The 16,724-nt window shown below is 71.7% G+C and carries 18 protein-coding genes; 11 read left to right on the top strand and 7 right to left on the bottom strand.

Annotated elements, in window-relative coordinates; all coding sequences use genetic code 11:
* Positions 1 to 79 precede the first annotated feature (79 nt).
* The gene (locus P8A18_RS21815; RefSeq protein ID WP_306056842.1) at positions 80 to 1,726 is read left to right on the top strand and encodes a phospho-sugar mutase; all 1,647 of its coding nucleotides are present in this window, start codon (positions 80 to 82) and stop codon (positions 1,724 to 1,726) included.
* Positions 1,727 to 1,778: 52 nt separating this feature from the next.
* Here P8A18_RS21815 and P8A18_RS21810 read toward each other — a convergent pair whose 3' ends face one another.
* A complete protein-coding gene (locus P8A18_RS21810) occupies positions 1,779 to 2,417 on the bottom strand; it encodes a PH domain-containing protein (protein ID WP_306056841.1) in 639 nt (212 codons plus the stop codon).
* A gap of 181 nt (positions 2,418 to 2,598) precedes the next feature.
* Between P8A18_RS21810 and deoC the strand changes: the two genes are divergently transcribed.
* From deoC to P8A18_RS21795, 3 genes are read left to right on the top strand one after another with little or no spacing between them, the layout of a single operon-like run.
* Positions 2,599 to 3,546 carry a deoxyribose-phosphate aldolase gene (gene deoC / locus P8A18_RS21805; RefSeq protein ID WP_306056839.1) on the top strand — a complete coding sequence of 316 codons (948 nt, stop codon included), beginning with the start codon at positions 2,599 to 2,601 and terminating at the stop codon, positions 3,544 to 3,546.
* A gap of 5 nt (positions 3,547 to 3,551) precedes the next feature.
* A complete protein-coding gene (locus P8A18_RS21800; RefSeq protein ID WP_306056838.1) occupies positions 3,552 to 4,991 on the top strand; it encodes an aldehyde dehydrogenase family protein in 1,440 nt (479 codons plus the stop codon).
* Complete coding sequence (locus P8A18_RS21795) at positions 4,981 to 5,871, top strand: aldehyde dehydrogenase family protein (RefSeq protein ID WP_306056836.1); 891 nt, start codon at positions 4,981 to 4,983, stop codon at positions 5,869 to 5,871. The genes P8A18_RS21800 and P8A18_RS21795 overlap by 11 nt, the downstream gene beginning before the upstream one ends.
* A gap of 61 nt (positions 5,872 to 5,932) precedes the next feature.
* Here P8A18_RS21795 and P8A18_RS21790 read toward each other — a convergent pair whose 3' ends face one another.
* Entirely contained in the window at positions 5,933 to 6,349 is a 417-nt protein-coding gene (locus P8A18_RS21790) for a hypothetical protein (RefSeq protein WP_306056835.1), read from the bottom strand.
* 141 nt (positions 6,350 to 6,490) lie between these two features.
* Here P8A18_RS21790 and P8A18_RS21785 point away from each other — a divergent pair, with 141 nt between their 5' ends.
* On the top strand, positions 6,491 to 7,135 hold the full coding sequence (locus P8A18_RS21785; RefSeq protein ID WP_371933701.1) for a uridine kinase: 645 nt from the start codon (positions 6,491 to 6,493) through the stop codon (positions 7,133 to 7,135).
* 345 nt (positions 7,136 to 7,480) lie between these two features.
* On the opposite strand, the gene P8A18_RS21780 is transcribed toward P8A18_RS21785, so the two are convergent.
* Positions 7,481 to 8,224, bottom strand: coding sequence for a SigE family RNA polymerase sigma factor (locus tag P8A18_RS21780; protein ID WP_026249389.1), 744 nt, complete (start codon positions 8,222 to 8,224; stop codon positions 7,481 to 7,483).
* 211 nt (positions 8,225 to 8,435) lie between these two features.
* Between P8A18_RS21780 and afsQ1 the strand changes: the two genes are divergently transcribed.
* From afsQ1 to P8A18_RS21755, 5 genes are all read left to right on the top strand, one after another.
* Positions 8,436 to 9,113, top strand: a complete 678-nt coding sequence (gene afsQ1, locus P8A18_RS21775) for a two-component system response regulator AfsQ1 (RefSeq protein ID WP_026171255.1) — start codon at positions 8,436 to 8,438, stop codon at positions 9,111 to 9,113.
* Positions 9,110 to 10,651, top strand: a complete 1,542-nt coding sequence (locus P8A18_RS21770) for an ATP-binding protein (protein ID WP_306056831.1) — start codon at positions 9,110 to 9,112, stop codon at positions 10,649 to 10,651. Before afsQ1 ends, P8A18_RS21770 begins: the two co-directional genes overlap by 4 nt.
* Positions 10,648 to 11,265 carry a hypothetical protein gene (locus tag P8A18_RS21765; protein WP_306056830.1) on the top strand — a complete coding sequence of 206 codons (618 nt, stop codon included), beginning with the start codon at positions 10,648 to 10,650 and terminating at the stop codon, positions 11,263 to 11,265. The genes P8A18_RS21770 and P8A18_RS21765 overlap by 4 nt, the downstream gene beginning before the upstream one ends.
* A 107-nt stretch (positions 11,266 to 11,372) precedes the next feature.
* Positions 11,373 to 11,921: a VanZ family protein gene (locus tag P8A18_RS21760; RefSeq protein ID WP_018550438.1), complete on the top strand. Its 549-nt coding sequence runs from the start codon at positions 11,373 to 11,375 to the stop codon at positions 11,919 to 11,921.
* Positions 11,922 to 12,016: 95 nt separating this feature from the next.
* Positions 12,017 to 12,229 (top strand): PspC domain-containing protein, encoded by a 213-nt coding sequence (locus P8A18_RS21755; RefSeq protein WP_306056828.1) that lies wholly within the window; start codon positions 12,017 to 12,019, stop codon positions 12,227 to 12,229.
* A gap of 81 nt (positions 12,230 to 12,310) precedes the next feature.
* On the opposite strand, the gene P8A18_RS21750 is transcribed toward P8A18_RS21755, so the two are convergent.
* On the bottom strand, positions 12,311 to 12,625 hold the full coding sequence (locus tag P8A18_RS21750; protein ID WP_306056826.1) for a hypothetical protein: 315 nt from the start codon (positions 12,623 to 12,625) through the stop codon (positions 12,311 to 12,313).
* A 134-nt stretch (positions 12,626 to 12,759) separates the two neighbouring features.
* Positions 12,760 to 13,914, bottom strand: coding sequence for an adenosine deaminase (locus tag P8A18_RS21745; RefSeq protein WP_306056825.1), 1,155 nt, complete (start codon positions 13,912 to 13,914; stop codon positions 12,760 to 12,762).
* Between the two features lie 102 nt (positions 13,915 to 14,016).
* Here P8A18_RS21745 and P8A18_RS21740 point away from each other — a divergent pair, with 102 nt between their 5' ends.
* The gene (locus P8A18_RS21740; RefSeq protein WP_306056823.1) at positions 14,017 to 14,778 is read left to right on the top strand and encodes an alpha/beta hydrolase; all 762 of its coding nucleotides are present in this window, start codon (positions 14,017 to 14,019) and stop codon (positions 14,776 to 14,778) included.
* 612 nt (positions 14,779 to 15,390) lie between these two features.
* Here the strand turns inward: P8A18_RS21740 and cas2e are convergent.
* Both cas2e and cas1e read right to left on the bottom strand, forming a co-directional pair.
* The gene (gene cas2e / locus P8A18_RS21735) at positions 15,391 to 15,750 is read right to left on the bottom strand and encodes a type I-E CRISPR-associated endoribonuclease Cas2e (protein ID WP_306056822.1); all 360 of its coding nucleotides are present in this window, start codon (positions 15,748 to 15,750) and stop codon (positions 15,391 to 15,393) included.
* On the bottom strand, positions 15,747 to 16,721 hold the full coding sequence (cas1e, locus tag P8A18_RS21730; protein ID WP_306056820.1) for a type I-E CRISPR-associated endonuclease Cas1e: 975 nt from the start codon (positions 16,719 to 16,721) through the stop codon (positions 15,747 to 15,749). The genes cas2e and cas1e overlap by 4 nt, the downstream gene beginning before the upstream one ends.
* Between the last annotated feature and the right edge of the window lie 3 nt (positions 16,722 to 16,724).

Genomic DNA, 16,724 nt, shown 5'->3' with positions numbered 1-16,724 from the left:
CCCGCCGCAGGCGCAACGCACCCGCACCACCCCGCACCGCCCCCACCCCACCGCACCCCCTCCCCGAAAGGCGGACACCGTGACGACCACGCCGGACCTCCTCACCCGGGCCAGGACCTGGCTCGCCGAGGACCCCGACCCCGAGACCCGCGACGAGCTGGCCAAGCTCATCGACGCGCAGGAGCTGGACGAGCTCGCCGCCCGCTTCGCCGGCACGCTCCAGTTCGGCACCGCCGGGCTCCGGGGCGAGCTGGGCGCGGGCCCCATGCGGATGAACCGGGCCGTGGTCATCCGGGCCGCCGCCGGCCTCGCCGCGTACCTCAAGGACCAGGGCCAGGCCGGCGGTCTCGTCGTCGTCGGCTACGACGCCCGCTACAAGTCCGCCGACTTCGCCCGGGACACGGCGGCCGTGATGACGGGCGCCGGTCTGCGCGCGGCGGTACTCCCCCGCCCCCTTCCCACCCCGGTCCTCGCGTACGCCATAAGGCACCTGGGCGCCGTCGCGGGCGTCGAGGTGACCGCCAGCCACAATCCGCCGCGCGACAACGGATACAAGGTCTACCTCGGCGACGGCTCGCAGATCGTGCCGCCGGCCGACGGCGAGATCGCGGCCGCCATCGCGGCGGTCGGCCCGCTGGAGACCGTCCCCCGCCCCGGCGACGGCTGGGAGACCCTCGGCGACGAGGTGCTGGACGCGTATCTCGCGCGCACGGACTCCGTACTCGACGCCGCTTCGCCGCGTACCGCCCGCGTCGTGTACACCGCGATGCACGGTGTCGGCGCCTCCGTGCTCACCGCCGCCTTCGACCGGGCCGGCTTCCCCGCCCCGGTGCTCGTCGCGGAGCAGGCCGAGCCGGACCCCGCGTTCCCCACCGTGGCCTTCCCCAATCCGGAGGAGCCCGGCGCGATGGATCTCGCGTTCGCGACCGCGCGCCGCTCGGACCCCGACATCGTTATCGCCAACGACCCGGACGCCGACCGCTGCGCCGTCGCCGTACCCGATCGGGCGGCGGACGGCGGCTGGCGGATGCTGCGCGGCGACGAGGTCGGCGCGCTGCTCGCCGCCCACCTCGTGCGCCGGGGCGCCTCCGGCGTGTTCGCCGAGTCGATCGTCTCGTCGTCGCTGCTCGGCCGGATCGCCGAGAAGGCGGGCCTGGGCTACGAGGAGACGCTGACGGGCTTCAAGTGGATCGCCCGCGTCGAGGGGCTGCGCTACGGGTACGAGGAGGCGCTCGGCTACTGCGTCGACCCGGACGGCGTCCGCGACAAGGACGGCATCACGGCCGCGCTGCTCGTCGCCGAGCTGGCCTCCGTACTCAAGGAACAGGGCCGCACGCTCCTGGACCTGCTGGACGACCTCGCCCTGGAGCACGGCCTGCACGCGACGGACCAGCTCTCGGTCCGGGTGCAGGATCTCTCGGTCATCGCGGATGCCATGCGCCGCCTGCGGGAACAGCCCCCGACGGCTCTGGCCGGCCTGCCCGTCACCCGCGCCGAGGACCTGTCCGTCGGCACGGACCGGCTACCGCCCACCGACGGGCTGCGCTACGGGCTGGAGGGCGCCCGGGTGATCGTCCGCCCGAGCGGCACCGAGCCCAAGCTGAAGTGCTACCTGGAGGTCGTGGTGCCCGTCGCCGCGCCCGACGGCCTCCCGGCGGCCCGCACCCGGGCCACCGAGCTGCTGACGGCCATCAAGCGGGACCTGGCCGCCGCGGCCGGTATCTGACGCCCGGGGCCGGCCGGGGTGCCCGAGCGGCGCCCCGGTCCGGCGCTCCGGCTCAGCCCAGTGCCCCCAGCACCACCAGCAGCACCACGCCCACGACCGACGGAGCGATGACCTCGTACGCCCAGCGCACCGACCTCACGGGGGCGTCCGGCGCGGGCTTGTCGCCGGCGCGTTCGGAGAGCTCGCGCAGGTCCGCCACCGCCTGGTCCGCCACGGCGACACGGGCCTTGGTGTCGCGTACATCGGCGGTCGCGGAAGTACGGCGGTAGGGGTCGTCCAGTGCCTGCCGGGACTGCTGGCGGGCGGCCTTCTTGCGCTGTCGCAGCGACACCGGCACGGCCCAGAGCTGGTACTTCGTGCCGTCGTGGGTGAACAGCTCACTCGAATACCCGGCCCGTACATCGGCGACGTCGGTCCAGGGCAGCGTGATCGTGCGGAACGGGTTGCGGACCCGGACGCGCCGGTCGTTCGCGAACACCACCGGGCGCAGTGTGAAGGCGACGATCAGCGGCACCACGGTCAGCAGCCCGGCGAGCGCCATCCACGGCGCGCGGCCGTGGCCCCGGAACGCGGCGTCGCCGCCGATCCAGCAGATGAGCACGAGCAGCAGGACACCCCCGGCCAGCCCGGCGGGCGACCGGAAGGTCCGGTCGGCGTAGGTGGGCTCGGTGGGAGGCGTGGGGCTCGTCATGAGCCCGATTGTGCCTGACGCGGCCGGGGGGCGTGAGGGGCGGCTGCCCGGTGCTCGCGCGCCGGTGCGCGATCCGTGGACGCGCCGGTGCGCGATCCGTGGACGCGCCGGTGCGCGATAAGCGGACGACCTGGGCCGCTGTACAGGTCGCTACGCGCGTAGATATGCTCAGGTGGTGACCATGCCCACCACCCTCCCCGCATTCGCCGACGCGACGGCGTCCGACAGTGCGCTGCGCCGCTTCCTGCACGGGCTGCCCGGCGTCGACGCCGTCGGCCTCGAAGCGCGCGCCGCTTCCCTCGGAACCCGTTCGATCAAGACGACGGCCAAGGCCTACGCCATCGACCTCGCCATCTCCATGATCGACCTGACGACGCTGGAAGGCGCGGACACCCCCGGCAAGGTCCGGGCGCTCGCCGCCAAGGCCGTCAACCCGGATCCGACCGACCGCACGACCCCGCGCACCGCCGCGGTCTGCGTCTACCCCGACATGGCGGCCACCGCGTCCGCCGCCCTGGCCGGCTCCGGCGTGAAGGTGGCGTCCGTGGCGACGGCCTTCCCCGCCGGGCGGGCCGCGCTGGACGTCAAGCTCGCGGACGTCCGGGACGCCGTGGCGGCAGGGGCCGACGAGATCGACATGGTGATCGACCGGGGCGCCTTCCTGGCCGGCCACTACTCGAAGGTCTACGAGGAGATCGTCGCCGTGAAGGCGGAGTGCGGGAACGCCCGCCTGAAGGTCATCTTCGAGACCGGCGAGCTGTCCACGTACGACAACATCCGGCGGGCCTCCTGGCTGGGGATGCTGGCGGGCGCGGACTTCATCAAGACCTCGACCGGCAAGGTGGCGACGAACGCCACGCCCGCGAACACCCTGCTGATGCTGGAGGCGGTGCGCGACTTCCGCGCGCAGACCGGTGTCCAGATCGGGGTGAAGCCGGCCGGCGGCATCCGTACCTCCAAGGACGCGATCAAGTTCCTCGTCCTGGTCAACGAGACCGCGGGCGAGGACTGGCTGGACAACCACTGGTTCCGTTTCGGCGCCTCCAGCCTGCTGAACGACCTGCTGATGCAGCGCCAGAAGCTCAGCACCGGCCGTTACTCCGGCCCCGATTACGTGACGGTGGACTGATACCCATGGCATCTGCATTCGAGTACGCACCCGCGCCCGAGTCGCGGTCGGTCGTCGACATCGCCCCCTCGTACGGCCTGTTCATCGACGGTGAGTTCACCGACGCGGCCGACGGCAAGGTCTTCAAGACCGTCTCGCCGAGCAGCGAGGAGGTGCTGTCCGAGGTCGCGCGGGCCGGCGCCGACGACGTGGACCGGGCCGTGAAGGCGGCCCGCCGGGCGTTCGAGAAGTGGTCGGCGCTGCCCGGCTCCGAGCGCGCCAAGTACCTGTTCCGGATCGCCCGGATCATCCAGGAGCGCAGCCGTGAGCTGGCCGTCCTGGAGACCCTGGACAACGGCAAGCCGATCAAGGAGACGCGCGACGCGGACCTCCCGCTGGTCGCCGCGCACTTCTTCTACTACGCGGGCTGGGCCGACAAGCTGGACCACGCGGGCTACGGCCCGAACCCGCGCCCGCTGGGCGTGGCCGGCCAGGTCATCCCGTGGAACTTCCCGCTCCTGATGCTGGCCTGGAAGATCGCCCCGGCCCTCGCCACGGGCAACACCGTGGTGCTGAAGCCCGCCGAGACGACGCCCCTGTCGGCGCTGTTCTTCGCGGACATCTGCCGCCAGGCGGGCCTGCCCAGGGGTGTCGTCAACATCCTGACGGGGTACGGCGACGCGGGCGAGGCGCTCGTCTCGCACAGCGACGTGAACAAGGTCGCCTTCACCGGCTCGACCGCCGTCGGCAAGGCCATCGCCCGCCAGGTCGCGGGGACCGACAAGAAGGTCACCCTGGAGCTGGGCGGCAAGGGCGCCAACATCGTCTTCGACGACGCCCCCATCGACCAGGCCGTCGAGGGCATCGTCACGGGCATCTTCTTCAACCAGGGCCAGGTGTGCTGCGCGGGCTCCCGGCTGCTGGTCCAGGAGTCGATCCAGGACGAGCTGCTGGACGCGCTCAAGCGGCGGCTGTCCACGCTGCGCCTCGGCGACCCGCTGGACAAGAACACCGACATCGGCGCGATCAACTCCGCTGAGCAGCTGGCCCGGATCAGCGCGCTCGTGGAGACCGGCGAGGCGGAGGGCGCGGACCGCTGGTCGGCCCCCTGCGAACTGCCCTCGGCGGGCTACTGGTTCGCCCCGACGCTGTTCACCAACGTCACCCAGGCGCACACGATCGCCCGCGACGAGATCTTCGGCCCGGTGCTCTCCGTACTGTCGTTCCGCACCCCCGACGAGGCGGTCGCCAAGGCCAACAACAGCCAGTACGGCCTGTCGGCGGGCATCTGGACGGAGAAGGGCTCCCGCATCCTCGCGGTGGCGAACAAGCTCCGGGCGGGTGTCGTCTGGGCCAACACGTTCAACAAGTTCGACCCGACCTCGCCGTTCGGCGGTTACAAGGAGTCGGGCTTCGGCCGCGAAGGCGGCCGCCACGGCCTGGAGGCGTACCTCGATGTCCGATAACCGTCTGAGCGTCTTCAAGACCTACAAGCTGTACGTCGGGGGCAAGTTCCCCCGCTCCGAGAGCGGCCGGGTGTACGAGGTGACGGACTCGAAGGGCAAGTGGCTGGCGAACGCGCCCCAGTCCTCCCGCAAGGACGCGCGCGACGCGGTCGTGGCCGCCCGCAAGGCGTTCGGCGGCTGGTCGGGCGCGACCGCGTACAACCGCGGCCAGATCCTCTACCGCGTCGCGGAGATGCTGGAGGGCCGCCGCGAGCAGTTCGTACGCGAGGTGGCCGAGGCCGAGGGGCTGTCGAAGTCCAAGGCGGCGGCCGTCGTGGACGCGGCGGTGGACCGCTGGGTCTGGTACGCGGGCTGGACGGACAAGATCGCCCAGGTCGTGGGCGGGGCGAACCCGGTCGCGGGTCCGTTCTTCAACCTGTCGACGCCCGAGCCGTCCGGCGTGGTGACCGTCCTCGCGCCGCAGGAGTCCTCGTTCCTGGGCCTGGTCTCGGTGATCGCCCCGGTGATCGCGTCCGGTAACACGGCGGTCGTGGTGGCCTCCGCGAAGTCCCCGCTGCCCGCCCTGTCGCTGGGCGAGGTGCTGGCCACATCGGACCTGCCGGGTGGTGTGGTCAACATCCTGTCGGGGAAGACCGCGGAGATCGCCGCCCCGCTCGCCGCCCACCAGGACGTGAACGGCATCGACCTGACGGGGGCGGACGCGGATCTGGCGAAGGAACTCCAGATCGCGGCGGCCGACAACCTGAAGCGCGTCTCCCGCCCGCACGACGGCGACGACTGGTCCGCCGACCCGGGCACGCACCGCCTGACGGCGTTCCTGGAGACCAAGACGGTCTGGCACCCGACGGGCGCCCTGGGCGTGTCGGGCTCCTCGTACTGACGTACGCGTGGGCGCGGCCCGTGCCCGGGAAGTTTCTCCGGGGCACGGGCCACGCTCCGTGTCAGCCGTGCAGCGCGCCCACGACCTGACCGACGACGGGCAGGTCCTTCAGCGCGCCGCCGCTGGTCACCGGGTCGGTGACCAGCCCCGTGGACAGCGGCTTGAAGTCGGCGATCTGGGTGCCCACCACGTTGTCCAGCGGGTCGACGCCGGTGCCGGCCAGCGGGTCGAGCCGCAGGTGGGTGACGGGCGCGATGCTGTTGTCGAGCGACTGGCCGAGCGCCCCGGTCACCGCGCCGCCGGCCGCCTCGGTGGCCTCCCCGAGGCTGGTGTCGGTCCCGGTCGCCTGGACGAGGGGCAGCGGCGCGGCCTGCGCCGCCGCGCCCCCCGCGCCGAGCGCGGCACCCACCGCGGTGACGGTCAGACCTGCGCGCAGCAGGGTGCGGCGCCGGGGCTTGGAAAGTGCGTGACGTGCCATGGATTTCCCACCTGATCGGGCCGAACGGACCATCGGCCGAGTAATCGAGCGAGTGCACAGCGTAGTTGAGGTGTGATGCGCGGTACCAACAAGACCACCCAGGGGTCCCCTGTGCGGGTCAATGCCTCACACTCGTGTCCTGTGAGTTCCCAAGCGCTTTCGACCCGTGTCGTCCTGCTGGCCGGCCCCTCCGGCTCCGGCAAGTCCTCCCTCGCCGCCCGCACCGGCCTCCCGGTGCTGCGGCTGGACGACTTCTACAAGGAGGCGGGCGACCCCACGCTGCCGCTCGTCGAGGGCAGTACAGACATCGACTGGGACTCCGCTCTCTCCTGGGACGCCGAGGCCGCGGTGGCGGCGATCGCAGAACTCTGCCGCACCGGCCGGACCGACGTACCGGTGTACGACATCTCCACCAGCTCCCGCACCGGGCACGAGACCTTCCACATGGAGCGCACCCCGCTCTTCGTGGCCGAGGGGATCTTCGCCGCCGACATCATCGGACGCTGCCAGTCGCTCGGCCTGCTGGCCGACGCCCTGTGCCTGCGCGGCCGGCCCTCCACGACGTTCCGCCGCCGCCTCCTGCGCGACCTGCGCGAGGGCCGCAAGTCAGTGCCGTTCCTGCTCCGGCGGGGCTGGCGCCTGATGCGCGGCGAACGCCGCATCGTGGCCCGCCAGACGGAGTTGGGCGCCCACCCCTGCGACAAACGGGAAGCGCTGGGCCGCCTGGCAGCGGCGGCAGCGGGCCGCCGCCGCGCGGCGGCATCTTCAAGTCCCTCCGCCGATTGAGGAGCGGGGGTCACCATCCGGCCCGTCCGTCGTCGTTTGAGGAGCGGGGGTCACCATCCAGCCCGTCCGTCGTCGTTTGAGGAGCGGGGCTCACCATCCAGCCCCTCCGCCGGTTGAGGAGCAGCGGTCACATCCAGCCCCTCCGGCGATTGAGGAGCGGGGGCCCGGGGGCGGAGCCCCCGAACGCACCGCGGGGCCGGACAGGACCCCCCGGCCCGTCCGACCCCGCAGCTTCCCCGTATCCCCGTTCCCCCGTATCCCCCGTACCCCGTTCCCCCGGGCCCCCCGACCCCGTTTCCCCCGTAACACCACCGCCTCCCCCGAAGCGGCAGCTCCCCCGTTCCTTCAGGCCACCAGCTCGCCGAAGGACTCCTCCTCGTCACGGCCGAAGCTGAGGACCTCGTCCTCGCGCAGCCGGCGGAGCGACCGCCAGATGCTCGACTTCACCGTGCCGACACTGATGTCGAGGATGGACGCGATCTCCGGGTCCGTGCGGCCCTCGTAGTACCGAAGGACCAGCATCGTGCGCTGGAGTTCCGGCAGCCGCGCCAGCGCCTGCCAGAGCACGGCGCGCAGCTCCGTGCCGCGCATCGCGTCCGTGTCGCCCGCCGTCTCCGGCAGTTCCTCGGTCGGGTATTCGTTCAGCTTGCGCCTGCGCCAGGCGCTGATGTGGAGATTGGTCATCGTGCGGCGCAGATAACCGCCCACCGCGGCCTTGTCACTGATCCGGTCCCACGCCCGGTACGTCGAGAACAGGGCGCTCTGGAGCAGGTCCTCGGCCTCGAACCGGTCACCGGTCAGGTGGTAGGCGGTGGCGTACAGGGAGGCGCGGCGCTCCCGGACGTAGGCCGTGAACGCCGCTTCGGCGTCCTCGGACCGTGCCGGTGCCTGCCGCTCCCCCGAGCCCTCCCCGTACGAGCTTCCCCCGCTACCCGCGTCAACCACCGTCATGAATGACGTGTGCTGACGCCCGGCGCCTCGAACGCACCCCCGTCCGTTCACTGCGGCGCCGGACTTCTCGGTGCTCCGCCCGACATCGTGGAGACGCGTGACAACTGCGCTTGCGTTGATGCTGTGAGTTGCGTTCATCTCGCGCCCCCCATCGGTGGAGTCCGTCCGTCCTTGTGCCAATGAGCTTGCCGGGGCAGTTTCATGGGGGTGTCCGCCGACTGTCACAGGCCTGTCACAGGGCCCTGTGAGGGCCCGAAATCGGGCTTGTTGCTGCATGAGGGACGTATGGGGCGCGCATCAGGGGGGACCAACTGTCGAACTGGAACGCCCCATGGGTCAGAATGACCAAGTGCCTTTCCTGTTGCTGATCGAGGACGACGACGCCATCCGCACGGCCCTCGAACTCTCACTGTCACGCCAGGGCCACCGTGTGGCCACCGCGGCGACGGGAGAGGACGGCCTCAACCTGCTGCGTGAGCAGCGCCCCGACCTGGTCGTGCTGGATGTGATGCTGCCCGGGATCGACGGTTTCGAGGTGTGCCGGCGCATCCGGCGCACCGACCAGCTGCCGATCATCCTGCTGACCGCGCGCAGCGACGACATCGACGTCGTGGTGGGCCTCGAGTCCGGCGCCGACGACTACGTGGTCAAGCCTGTGCAGGGGCGGGTGCTCGACGCCCGTATCCGCGCGGTGCTGCGCCGCGGCGAACGGGAGTCCACCGACTCCGCGACGTTCGGGAACGTGGTGATCGACCGGTCCGCCATGACCGTCACGAAGAACGGCGAGGATCTGCAGCTCACGCCGACCGAGCTGCGCCTCCTGCTCGAACTGAGCCGCCGGCCGGGCCAGGCCCTGTCCCGGCAGCAACTGCTGCGCCTGGTGTGGGAGCACGACTACCTCGGTGACTCCCGGCTGGTGGACGCCTGTGTCCAGCGGCTGCGCGCCAAGGTGGAGGACGTACCGTCGTCGCCGACCCTGATCCGTACCGTGCGGGGCGTGGGATACCGGCTGGACTCGCCGCAGTGAGCACGGCTGTGCGGCGGAGCCTGCTGGCCGGGCTCCGCTGGACCAGCCTGCGGCTGCGGCTCGTCGTCGTGTTCGCCCTGGTCGCGCTGACCGCCGCGGTGTCGGCGTCCGGGATCGCGTACTGGCTGAACCGCGAGGCCGTACTGACGCGTACGCAGGACGCGGCGCTCGGGGACTTCCGTCAGGAGATGCAGACGCGGGCGGCCTCGCTGCCGCCGCGCCCGTCCAAGGAGGACCTCCAGACGGCGGCCGTGCAGATGGCGAGCAGCAGCCCCGGCTACAGCGTGCTCCTGATCGACGAGCGCGACCCGGGCAAGCCCATCGTCGGCAACTCCGACCTGGACACCTTCACGCGCAGCAACGTACCGCCGTCGCTCCAGAAGCAGGTCAGCAAGAAGCAGCCGGTCAAGGCGGGCAACAAGTACGAGTACCACCTGTTCTGGCAGCGGACCTCGATCCGCGGTACGCCGTACCTCGTCGCCGGTACGAAGATCATCGGCGGCGGGCCGACCGGCTACATGCTCAAGTCGCTCGACCAGGAGCGCCAGGATCTCAGTTCCCTGGCCTGGTCGCTGGGGATCGCCACGGCCCTCGCGCTGGTCGGCTCGGCCCTGCTCGCCCAGGCCGCCGCGACGACCGTGCTGCGCCCGGTGCAGCGGCTCGGGGACGCGGCCCGCAAGCTCGGCGAGGGCAAGCTCGACACCCGGCTCGTGGTGTCCGGCACCGATGAACTGGCCGATCTCTCCCGCACGTTCAACAAGACGGCCGGCTCGCTGGAGAAGAAGGTCGCGGACATGAGCGCGCGCGAGGAGGCCAGCCGCCGTTTCGTCGCCGACATGTCGCACGAGCTGCGCACGCCGCTCACCGCGATCACGGCCGTTGCCGAGGTGCTGGAGGAGGAGGCCGACAGCCTGGACCCGATGATCGCGCCCGCCGTGCACCTGGTGGTGAGCGAGACCCGGCGCCTCAACGACCTGGTGGAGAACCTGATGGAGGTGACCCGCTTCGACGCGGGCACCGCCCGCCTGGTCCTGGACGACGTGGACGTCGCCGACCAGGTGACCGCCTGCATCGACGCCCGCGCCTGGCTGGACGCGGTGGACCTGGACGCCGAGCGCGGCATGATGGTCCGCCTCGATCCGCGCCGGCTCGACGTGATCCTGGCCAACCTGATCGGAAACGCGCTGAAGCACGGCGGTTCGCCGGTCCGGGTCTCGGTGCGCATCGAGGGCGAGGAACTGGTCATCGAGGTCCGCGACCACGGTCCCGGCATCCCGGAGGACGTCCTGCCGCACGTCTTCGACCGCTTCTACAAGGCGAGCGCCTCCCGGCCGCGCTCCGAGGGAAGCGGGCTCGGGCTCTCCATCGCCATGGAGAACGCCCACATCCACAACGGCGACATCACCGCCCGGAACTCGCCGGACGGCGACGGCGCGATCTTCGTGCTGCGCCTGCCGCGCGACGCCGAGGCGCTGGGCCGTGACACCGAGGACCACGACGCACCGATACCGGACCACCAGGAGGACGACCCGACGTGAGGCGCAGCGAACGCCGGGGACACCGCCCCGTCGCCGCCCTGGCCGGTGCCGCACTCTGTGCCGTACTGGTCGCGGGCTGCGGCATCCGCACCACATCGGTGCCGGTCGACGCCGGAGCCGCCCCGTCCCGGGTGCCGTGCGCGCTGCACGCCGAGGACGTCGCCGCCGAGGCCGAGCGGGGCGCCCCCGTACAGATCTATCTGGTCTGCGCCTCGCAGCTGGTGACGGTGGACCGTGCGGTGCAGGTCGAGGCGGCGAAGTCGGACCGTCTTCAGGTCGCCACCGAGCTGCTGACCGAACTGCGCCGCCGCCCCACCGCCTACGAGCAGCAGGCGGGCTTCTCCACCGACGTCCCCAAGGCGCTCCGGGTCTACGGGCCCGGCGCGGGCGACGCGAAGGAGGCGCTGCGGCTCAGCCAGCAGCCGGAGGACCTGCCGGCCGAGGCGCTGGCCCAGATCGTCTGCACCTTCGCCGAGAACGAGGAGCTGGCGCCCGGGGAGACGGTGACGCTGGGCGGCCCGGGGAAGTACCCGGCGCGCGGCTATCTGTGCACGGCGGAGACGAAGGCCAGCCCGAAGGCGGTACCGACGCTGGGCTCGGTCGGACTGCCGTAAGGGCCCCTCCGCCGGGCCCGTCCGTGTGGCCGGTGGTCCCGCACAGTGAGGCAGGTCTCCCCGGCCCGTGCGGAACCGATCCTGCCGCCGCCCGCGTCTAGGGCTTCGTGCGTCAAGGTACGGACGGCCAGGCCGTCATCCGCTTCCGCGCGGTCGGGGTGTCGCTGCTCCTCGCGCATCTGCTGCTCGTCGGGTGGCTCAGTCTGCGCCCCCTGGACGTGCCGTGGGTGACCGCCGCCAACCTCTCACCGTTCGCCGGTATCAAGGCCGATCTGTCGCTCGGGCCTGCCGTCGCGGCCCGCCGGATCGGCGCGGGGCTTCTGCTGCTGGCGCCGCTGGGCGTGCTGCTCCCGATGGCGGGCGGCCGGCTCCACGTCTCCCCGTGGTCCTCGCTGGCCCGGACGGTCGCGGCCGGTGCGCTGATCTCGCTGGCCATCGAGCTGGGGCAGACCGGGGTGCCCGGTCAGGTGGTCGACGTCGACTCGATGTTCCTGAACACGGCGGGCGTCGCGATCGCCCACGTCCTGGTCGTACCGGTGGGCCGGGCGCGGCTGCGACGGGGCGGCCCCAGGCGGGTACGGGAGGTGTCGCGGAGCGGTCACGAGGCCCCTCAGGGTTCGACCCCGACGATTTCCAGGGTCGGGATGGCCCCGTAGAGCGACGCTTTGCCCCGTTCGTCGCGCGACCATGGAGATACAGGGAGCGGCGCAACGAACCGCTCCCACCGCAACGGTTCGCGAAGGAGCCCATCATGGCCGCACTTGCCCGCCCCCGCGACGGACGCATGCTCGGCGGAGTGTGCGCGGCGCTGGCCCGGCGCTTCGGTACGTCCGCGAGGACCATGCGCATCATCTTCCTGGTCTCGTGCCTGCTGCCGGGACCGCAGTTCCTGCTCTACCTGGCGCTGTGGGTGCTGCTGCCCCAGGAGGAGGGGCGCTCCTCCTCGGCGGCGAGCGCCTGGTAGCCGTACCGCCCCCGTACGCACGCCTGTGGGCGGCCACCCGGTCGGGATGGCCGCCCACAGGCGTGCGGTGGTGCGGAGGGCTCAGCTGCCGAGCGGCAGGCCGTTGGCGGAGAGGCCGCTGGTGGTCAGACCGCCGGCCGGCATGCCGCCGAGGAGGCCCCTGACGGGGGTGGTGGCGTCGCCCAGAACCTTCGTCTGGCTGGTGCCGAGCAGCTGGTCGGCGGTGTCCTGGACCGGCAGCGTCGACGTGGCGTCGGCGACCGCACCGGCGACGGGCAGGACGCTGCTCGCGGCTTCGAGCGGCAGCGCGGAGGCCGAAGCGGTACCGGCGGCGGCAGCGGCGAAGGCGGCACCGAGAGCGGCGACACCGAGAGTCCTGGCAGCAGACTGCTTCATATGACATTCATCCTTGGGGAAGGGGATGTGAGCGGCTTCGCAACGTAGTCAGCCGCACCCCTTCCCCGCAAACGTCGATCACCCCGGAAAACGGCCGCCCTTCCCCTTACCCGGCCGTTTTCCGTCCGGGCGCATCAGCCCGCGAGCGAGGAAGAAACGCTGGTCGCAGCCGTCTGCTCAAAAAGCCACTCGGACTTCAGCTCGGCATATCCGGGCTTGATGACGTCATTGATCATCGCCAGACGTTCATCGAAAGGAATGAATGCTGATTTCATCGCATTGACGGTGAACCACTGCATGTCGTCGAGCGTGTATCCGAATGTCTCGGTCAGTTTCTCGAATTCCTGGCTCATGCTCGTACCGCTCATCAACCGGTTGTCCGTGTTGACGGTGGCCCGGAAGTGCAGCTTGCGCAGGAGTCCGATGGGGTGCTCGGCGTACGAGGCGGCGGCCCCGGTCTGGAGGTTGGACGTCGGGCAGAGCTCCAGCGGGATGCGCTTGTCCCGTACGTACGAGGCGAGGCGGCCCAGCTTCACCCCGCCGTCCTCCGCGACCTCGATGTCGTCGATGATGCGGACCCCGTGGCCGAGCCGGTCGGCGCCGCACCACTGGATGGCCTGCCAGATCGACGGCAGCCCGAAGGCCTCGCCCGCGTGGATGGTGAAGTGGTTGTTCTCGCGCTTGAGGTACTCGAAGGCGTCCAGGTGCCGGGTGGGAGGGAACCCTGCCTCGGCGCCCGCGATGTCGAAGCCGACGACGCCCTGGTCCCGGTAGCTGTTGGCGAGCTCGGCGATCTCCAGCGACCGCGCGGCGTGCCGCATCGCGGTGAGCAGGGCGCCGACCCGGATGCGGTTCCCGTCCCGCCGGGCCCGCCGCTCACCCTCACGGAAGCCCTCGTTGACGGCCTCCACGACCTCTTCGAGGGTCAGCCCGGCCTCCAGGTGCTGCTCGGGGGCGTACCGCACCTCGGCGTAGACGACACCGTCGGCCGCCAGGTCCTCCGCGCACTCGGCGGCGACCCGGAACAGCGCGTCACGGGTCTGCATGACCGCGCAGGTGTGGGCGAACGTCTCCAGATACCGCTCCAGCGAACCGGAGTCGGCGGCCTCCCGGAACCAGATGCCGAGCTTGTCCGGCTCGCTCTCGGGCAGCGCGTCGTAACCGGTCGCCGCCGCGAGGTCGACGATCGTCCCGGGGCGCAGGCCGCCGTCGAGGTGGTCGTGCAGAAGGACCTTGGGGGCACGCCGGATCTGATCCTGGCCGGGCACATTGAGGGTCGGGCTCATCATCCACGCACTCTAACGCCTACGCGCGTAGAGCGCGCCGGCCGATGCGTAACAGAGACCGCGAATACGGGTGGCGTACACCCTTCCTTCTGACACTGTTACGTCATGGCACAGCGCGCACTCCCCCTGCCTGCGGCAAGGCTGGGACGGGCCGTCGGAGCGGCGGCCGGAGCAACAACGGTCGGCGGCGTGGTCCTGCTGCTCCCGGACGGCGAGCCCCACTCCCACCGCCGCCCCTCCCCCCTCTCCTACGCCCGCCGGCTCCCGCTGGCCCGCGCCCTGGCCCGCGCGGGCCGCACCGACGGCCTCGCCGCCCACGTGGTGCGCTACCGCTGCCGCGGCTGGAACGCGGACGAGGCCCACCTCGCGGCGGACGCCGAGTGGGCGGTGGACGAGGCGGTACGCCGCTACGGCGACGTCCCCGTCTGCCTGGCCGGCCACGGCATGGGCGCCCGCGCGGCCCTGCGCGCCGGCGGCCACCCGGCGGTCACCGCGGTCCTGGCCCTGGCCCCCTGGCTCCCGGCCGACCCCTCGGCCGACCCCGAACCGGTCAAACACCTGGTCGGCCGCCCCGTCCTCCTCGTCCACGGCACCAATGACGCGCACTGCGACCCGGAGCTGTCCTTCCGCCTCGCCGAACGCGCCAAGAAGTCCAACCGCGACACGTGCCGCTTCGAGGTCCACTCGGACGGCCACGCGCTGCGCCAGCACCGCACGGAGATCGCGGCGCTGGCCGTCGACTTCGTACGGGGCGCCCTGTTCGGCCACGCGTACGCCCGGCCGGTGACCGACGCGCTGGCGGCCCCGCCGCCACTGGGGCTGCGGATGCCACTGGCGGCGGGGTTCGGGGAGTCGTTGGGGGGGTAGGGGGCGTCCCCGCGGGCGCGGGGAGCAGATGACCGACGGCGACCGGCTCGTCCTGGGGTCACCCCCGCGGGTGCGGGGAGCAGTCACGGGCCGTCTCGGCGGTGAACAGGTCCCGGGGACCATCCCCGCGCGGGTGCGGGGAGCAGAGCGCGCCCCACGTCGCCTTACCGGGCCAGCCGGGGCCATCCCCGCGGGTGCGGGGAGCAGTGGCAACGTTGGCCGTTGCCCGATCAGCCGGCGGGACCATCCCCGCGCGCGGGGAGCAGTCGGCCGGTTTCTCGAAGACGTTCACATTGTGGGGGTCATTCCCGCGCACGCGGGGAGCAGGGCCACGTCGTTGCCCGTCAAGGCGCGGGCACGGGACCATCCCCGCACGCGCGGGGAATCAGGAGCAGGCCCGCGCTCGCCGTCGTGTGCAACGGGGACCATCCCCGCACGCGCAGGGAGCAGACCTCCAGCTGCAACACACCGTCGAGCGTGAGGGGACCATCCCCGCACGCGCAGGGAGCAGGCTGCCTGACCTGCGGCTTTACTCCGCCGGAATACCGTTCCGCACCACTTTCACCGAAACCATCAAAGAACCCAAAATGCACACCCCTGCGCACCGCACGTCTACCCCCTCCCGAACCGCCGCCTCTTGGCCGCTCTGCTCCAGCCCGGTTTCGGGCCCTCCGGCGACTGCTTCCTGGTCGCCGCACCCTCGCTCGGGCGGCGGATCAGGGTCAGGCCCTCGTGGTCGGTCGGGTGCCACTTGTGGTCGTGCGTCCGGAAGGTGAAGCCCTGCTCGGTGTTGGCCGTGTGGGCCAGCAGGGCGCGGCCCTGGTCCGCGTACTCCTGGACTTCCGCCCAGAGGACGTCGCGGACTCTCGCCGAGGGGTTGCCGATGAAGACGCCTGCGGAGATCTCAAGGAGCCAGCGCGTGAGAAAGCCACGCAGACCGGCCGGACAGTTGGTGAGCACGATCACCGTCACCAGAGCATCTCCTCGTCCTCGTAGCCATCCGGCCCGCCGTGGTTTCGGCCTGCGGCGACCTCGACTCCGCCATCGCTCTGGAGCGTGACCACGTCTCGGTCAACGGAGGCGCTAGCCGCGTCCGCGCCGCCGGCAAGGAGCAGGTGCTTGATGTCGTCCACGCAACGGTCCAGCAAGGACATCTCATTGATGCGGTCGCGCAGAGCCCTCCGAGTGCGGGAAGCAACGTCCTCCTCGCTCTCCGCGGCCACGTCGAAGGCCAGAGGGATGCCGACCTCCGTCTTGTACAGGTCGGCTATGTCCAGGACGAAGGAAAGCTCGTGGCCGGAGTGCACGAAGCCCAGGGCCGGGCTGCAGCCGAGGGACGATACGACGGCGTGGGCCACTCCGTACATGCACTGGGCTGCCGCGGTGATCGCCTGGTTGACCGCGTCGCCGGCGGCGAAGTCGCCCGGGACGTACTTGCGGCCCCGCCAGCGAATGCCCGTACGGGCCGCCTCGGCACGGTAGCAGTCCTTCACCCGGCGGCCCTCTCGGCCGAGGAGCCCCTTGCGGGTGAGCCCCTCGGGGTCCTCGTCCGGGAAGCGCAGCCGGTACATCGCACGGGCCACGGACAGGCGGCTGCGTGCGTTGGCCCATTGGACCGCCTGTGCCTCCGCGAGCGCGGACGAGCGGGTCAGCGCACGGCCGCCCGCGTAGTAGCGCACGCCCCGTTCACCGACCCAGGCCACGGCGGCACCGGTCTCCCCGAGCACGCTCATCGCCTGATGCGTGATCCGGGTTCCGGGGCCCAGGAGCAGGGTGCCGATGGTCGCGGAGGGAATGTGCGTGGTTCCCTCCGCGTCCTCGGCAGTGATCGCGTTCGCGTCCCGGTGCACCACGCAGCGCTCCAGGTAGATGAAGGACAGCCGCTCACCGGTACGGGTGAGGTGGCGAGGCGTGAGCGCGCTGCGCTGGGAGACCGTGGCCACCGG

It is taken from the genome of Streptomyces sp. Mut1 (assembly GCF_030719295.1).
Lineage (GTDB): Bacteria > Actinomycetota > Actinomycetes > Streptomycetales > Streptomycetaceae > Streptomyces > Streptomyces castrisilvae.
Note: the sequence above shows the minus strand (reverse complement) of the source record. Positions and strands in the feature narration are given on the sequence as shown.

Coding starts and splice junctions, on each gene's coding strand:
- P8A18_RS21810 (WP_306056841.1), bottom strand. CDS start 2,417: ATGACGAGCCCCACGCCTCCCACCGAGCCCACCTACGCCGACCGGACC.
- deoC (WP_306056839.1), top strand. CDS start 2,599: ATGCCCACCACCCTCCCCGCATTCGCCGACGCGACGGCGTCCGACAGT.
- P8A18_RS21800 (WP_306056838.1), top strand. CDS start 3,552: ATGGCATCTGCATTCGAGTACGCACCCGCGCCCGAGTCGCGGTCGGTC.
- P8A18_RS21795 (WP_306056836.1), top strand. CDS start 4,981: ATGTCCGATAACCGTCTGAGCGTCTTCAAGACCTACAAGCTGTACGTC.
- P8A18_RS21790 (WP_306056835.1), bottom strand. CDS start 6,349: ATGGCACGTCACGCACTTTCCAAGCCCCGGCGCCGCACCCTGCTGCGC.
- P8A18_RS21780 (WP_026249389.1), bottom strand. CDS start 8,224: ATGAACGCAACTCACAGCATCAACGCAAGCGCAGTTGTCACGCGTCTC.
- P8A18_RS21755 (WP_306056828.1), top strand. CDS start 12,017: ATGGCCGCACTTGCCCGCCCCCGCGACGGACGCATGCTCGGCGGAGTG.
- P8A18_RS21750 (WP_306056826.1), bottom strand. CDS start 12,625: ATGAAGCAGTCTGCTGCCAGGACTCTCGGTGTCGCCGCTCTCGGTGCC.
- P8A18_RS21745 (WP_306056825.1), bottom strand. CDS start 13,914: ATGATGAGCCCGACCCTCAATGTGCCCGGCCAGGATCAGATCCGGCGT.
- P8A18_RS21740 (WP_306056823.1), top strand. CDS start 14,017: ATGGCACAGCGCGCACTCCCCCTGCCTGCGGCAAGGCTGGGACGGGCC.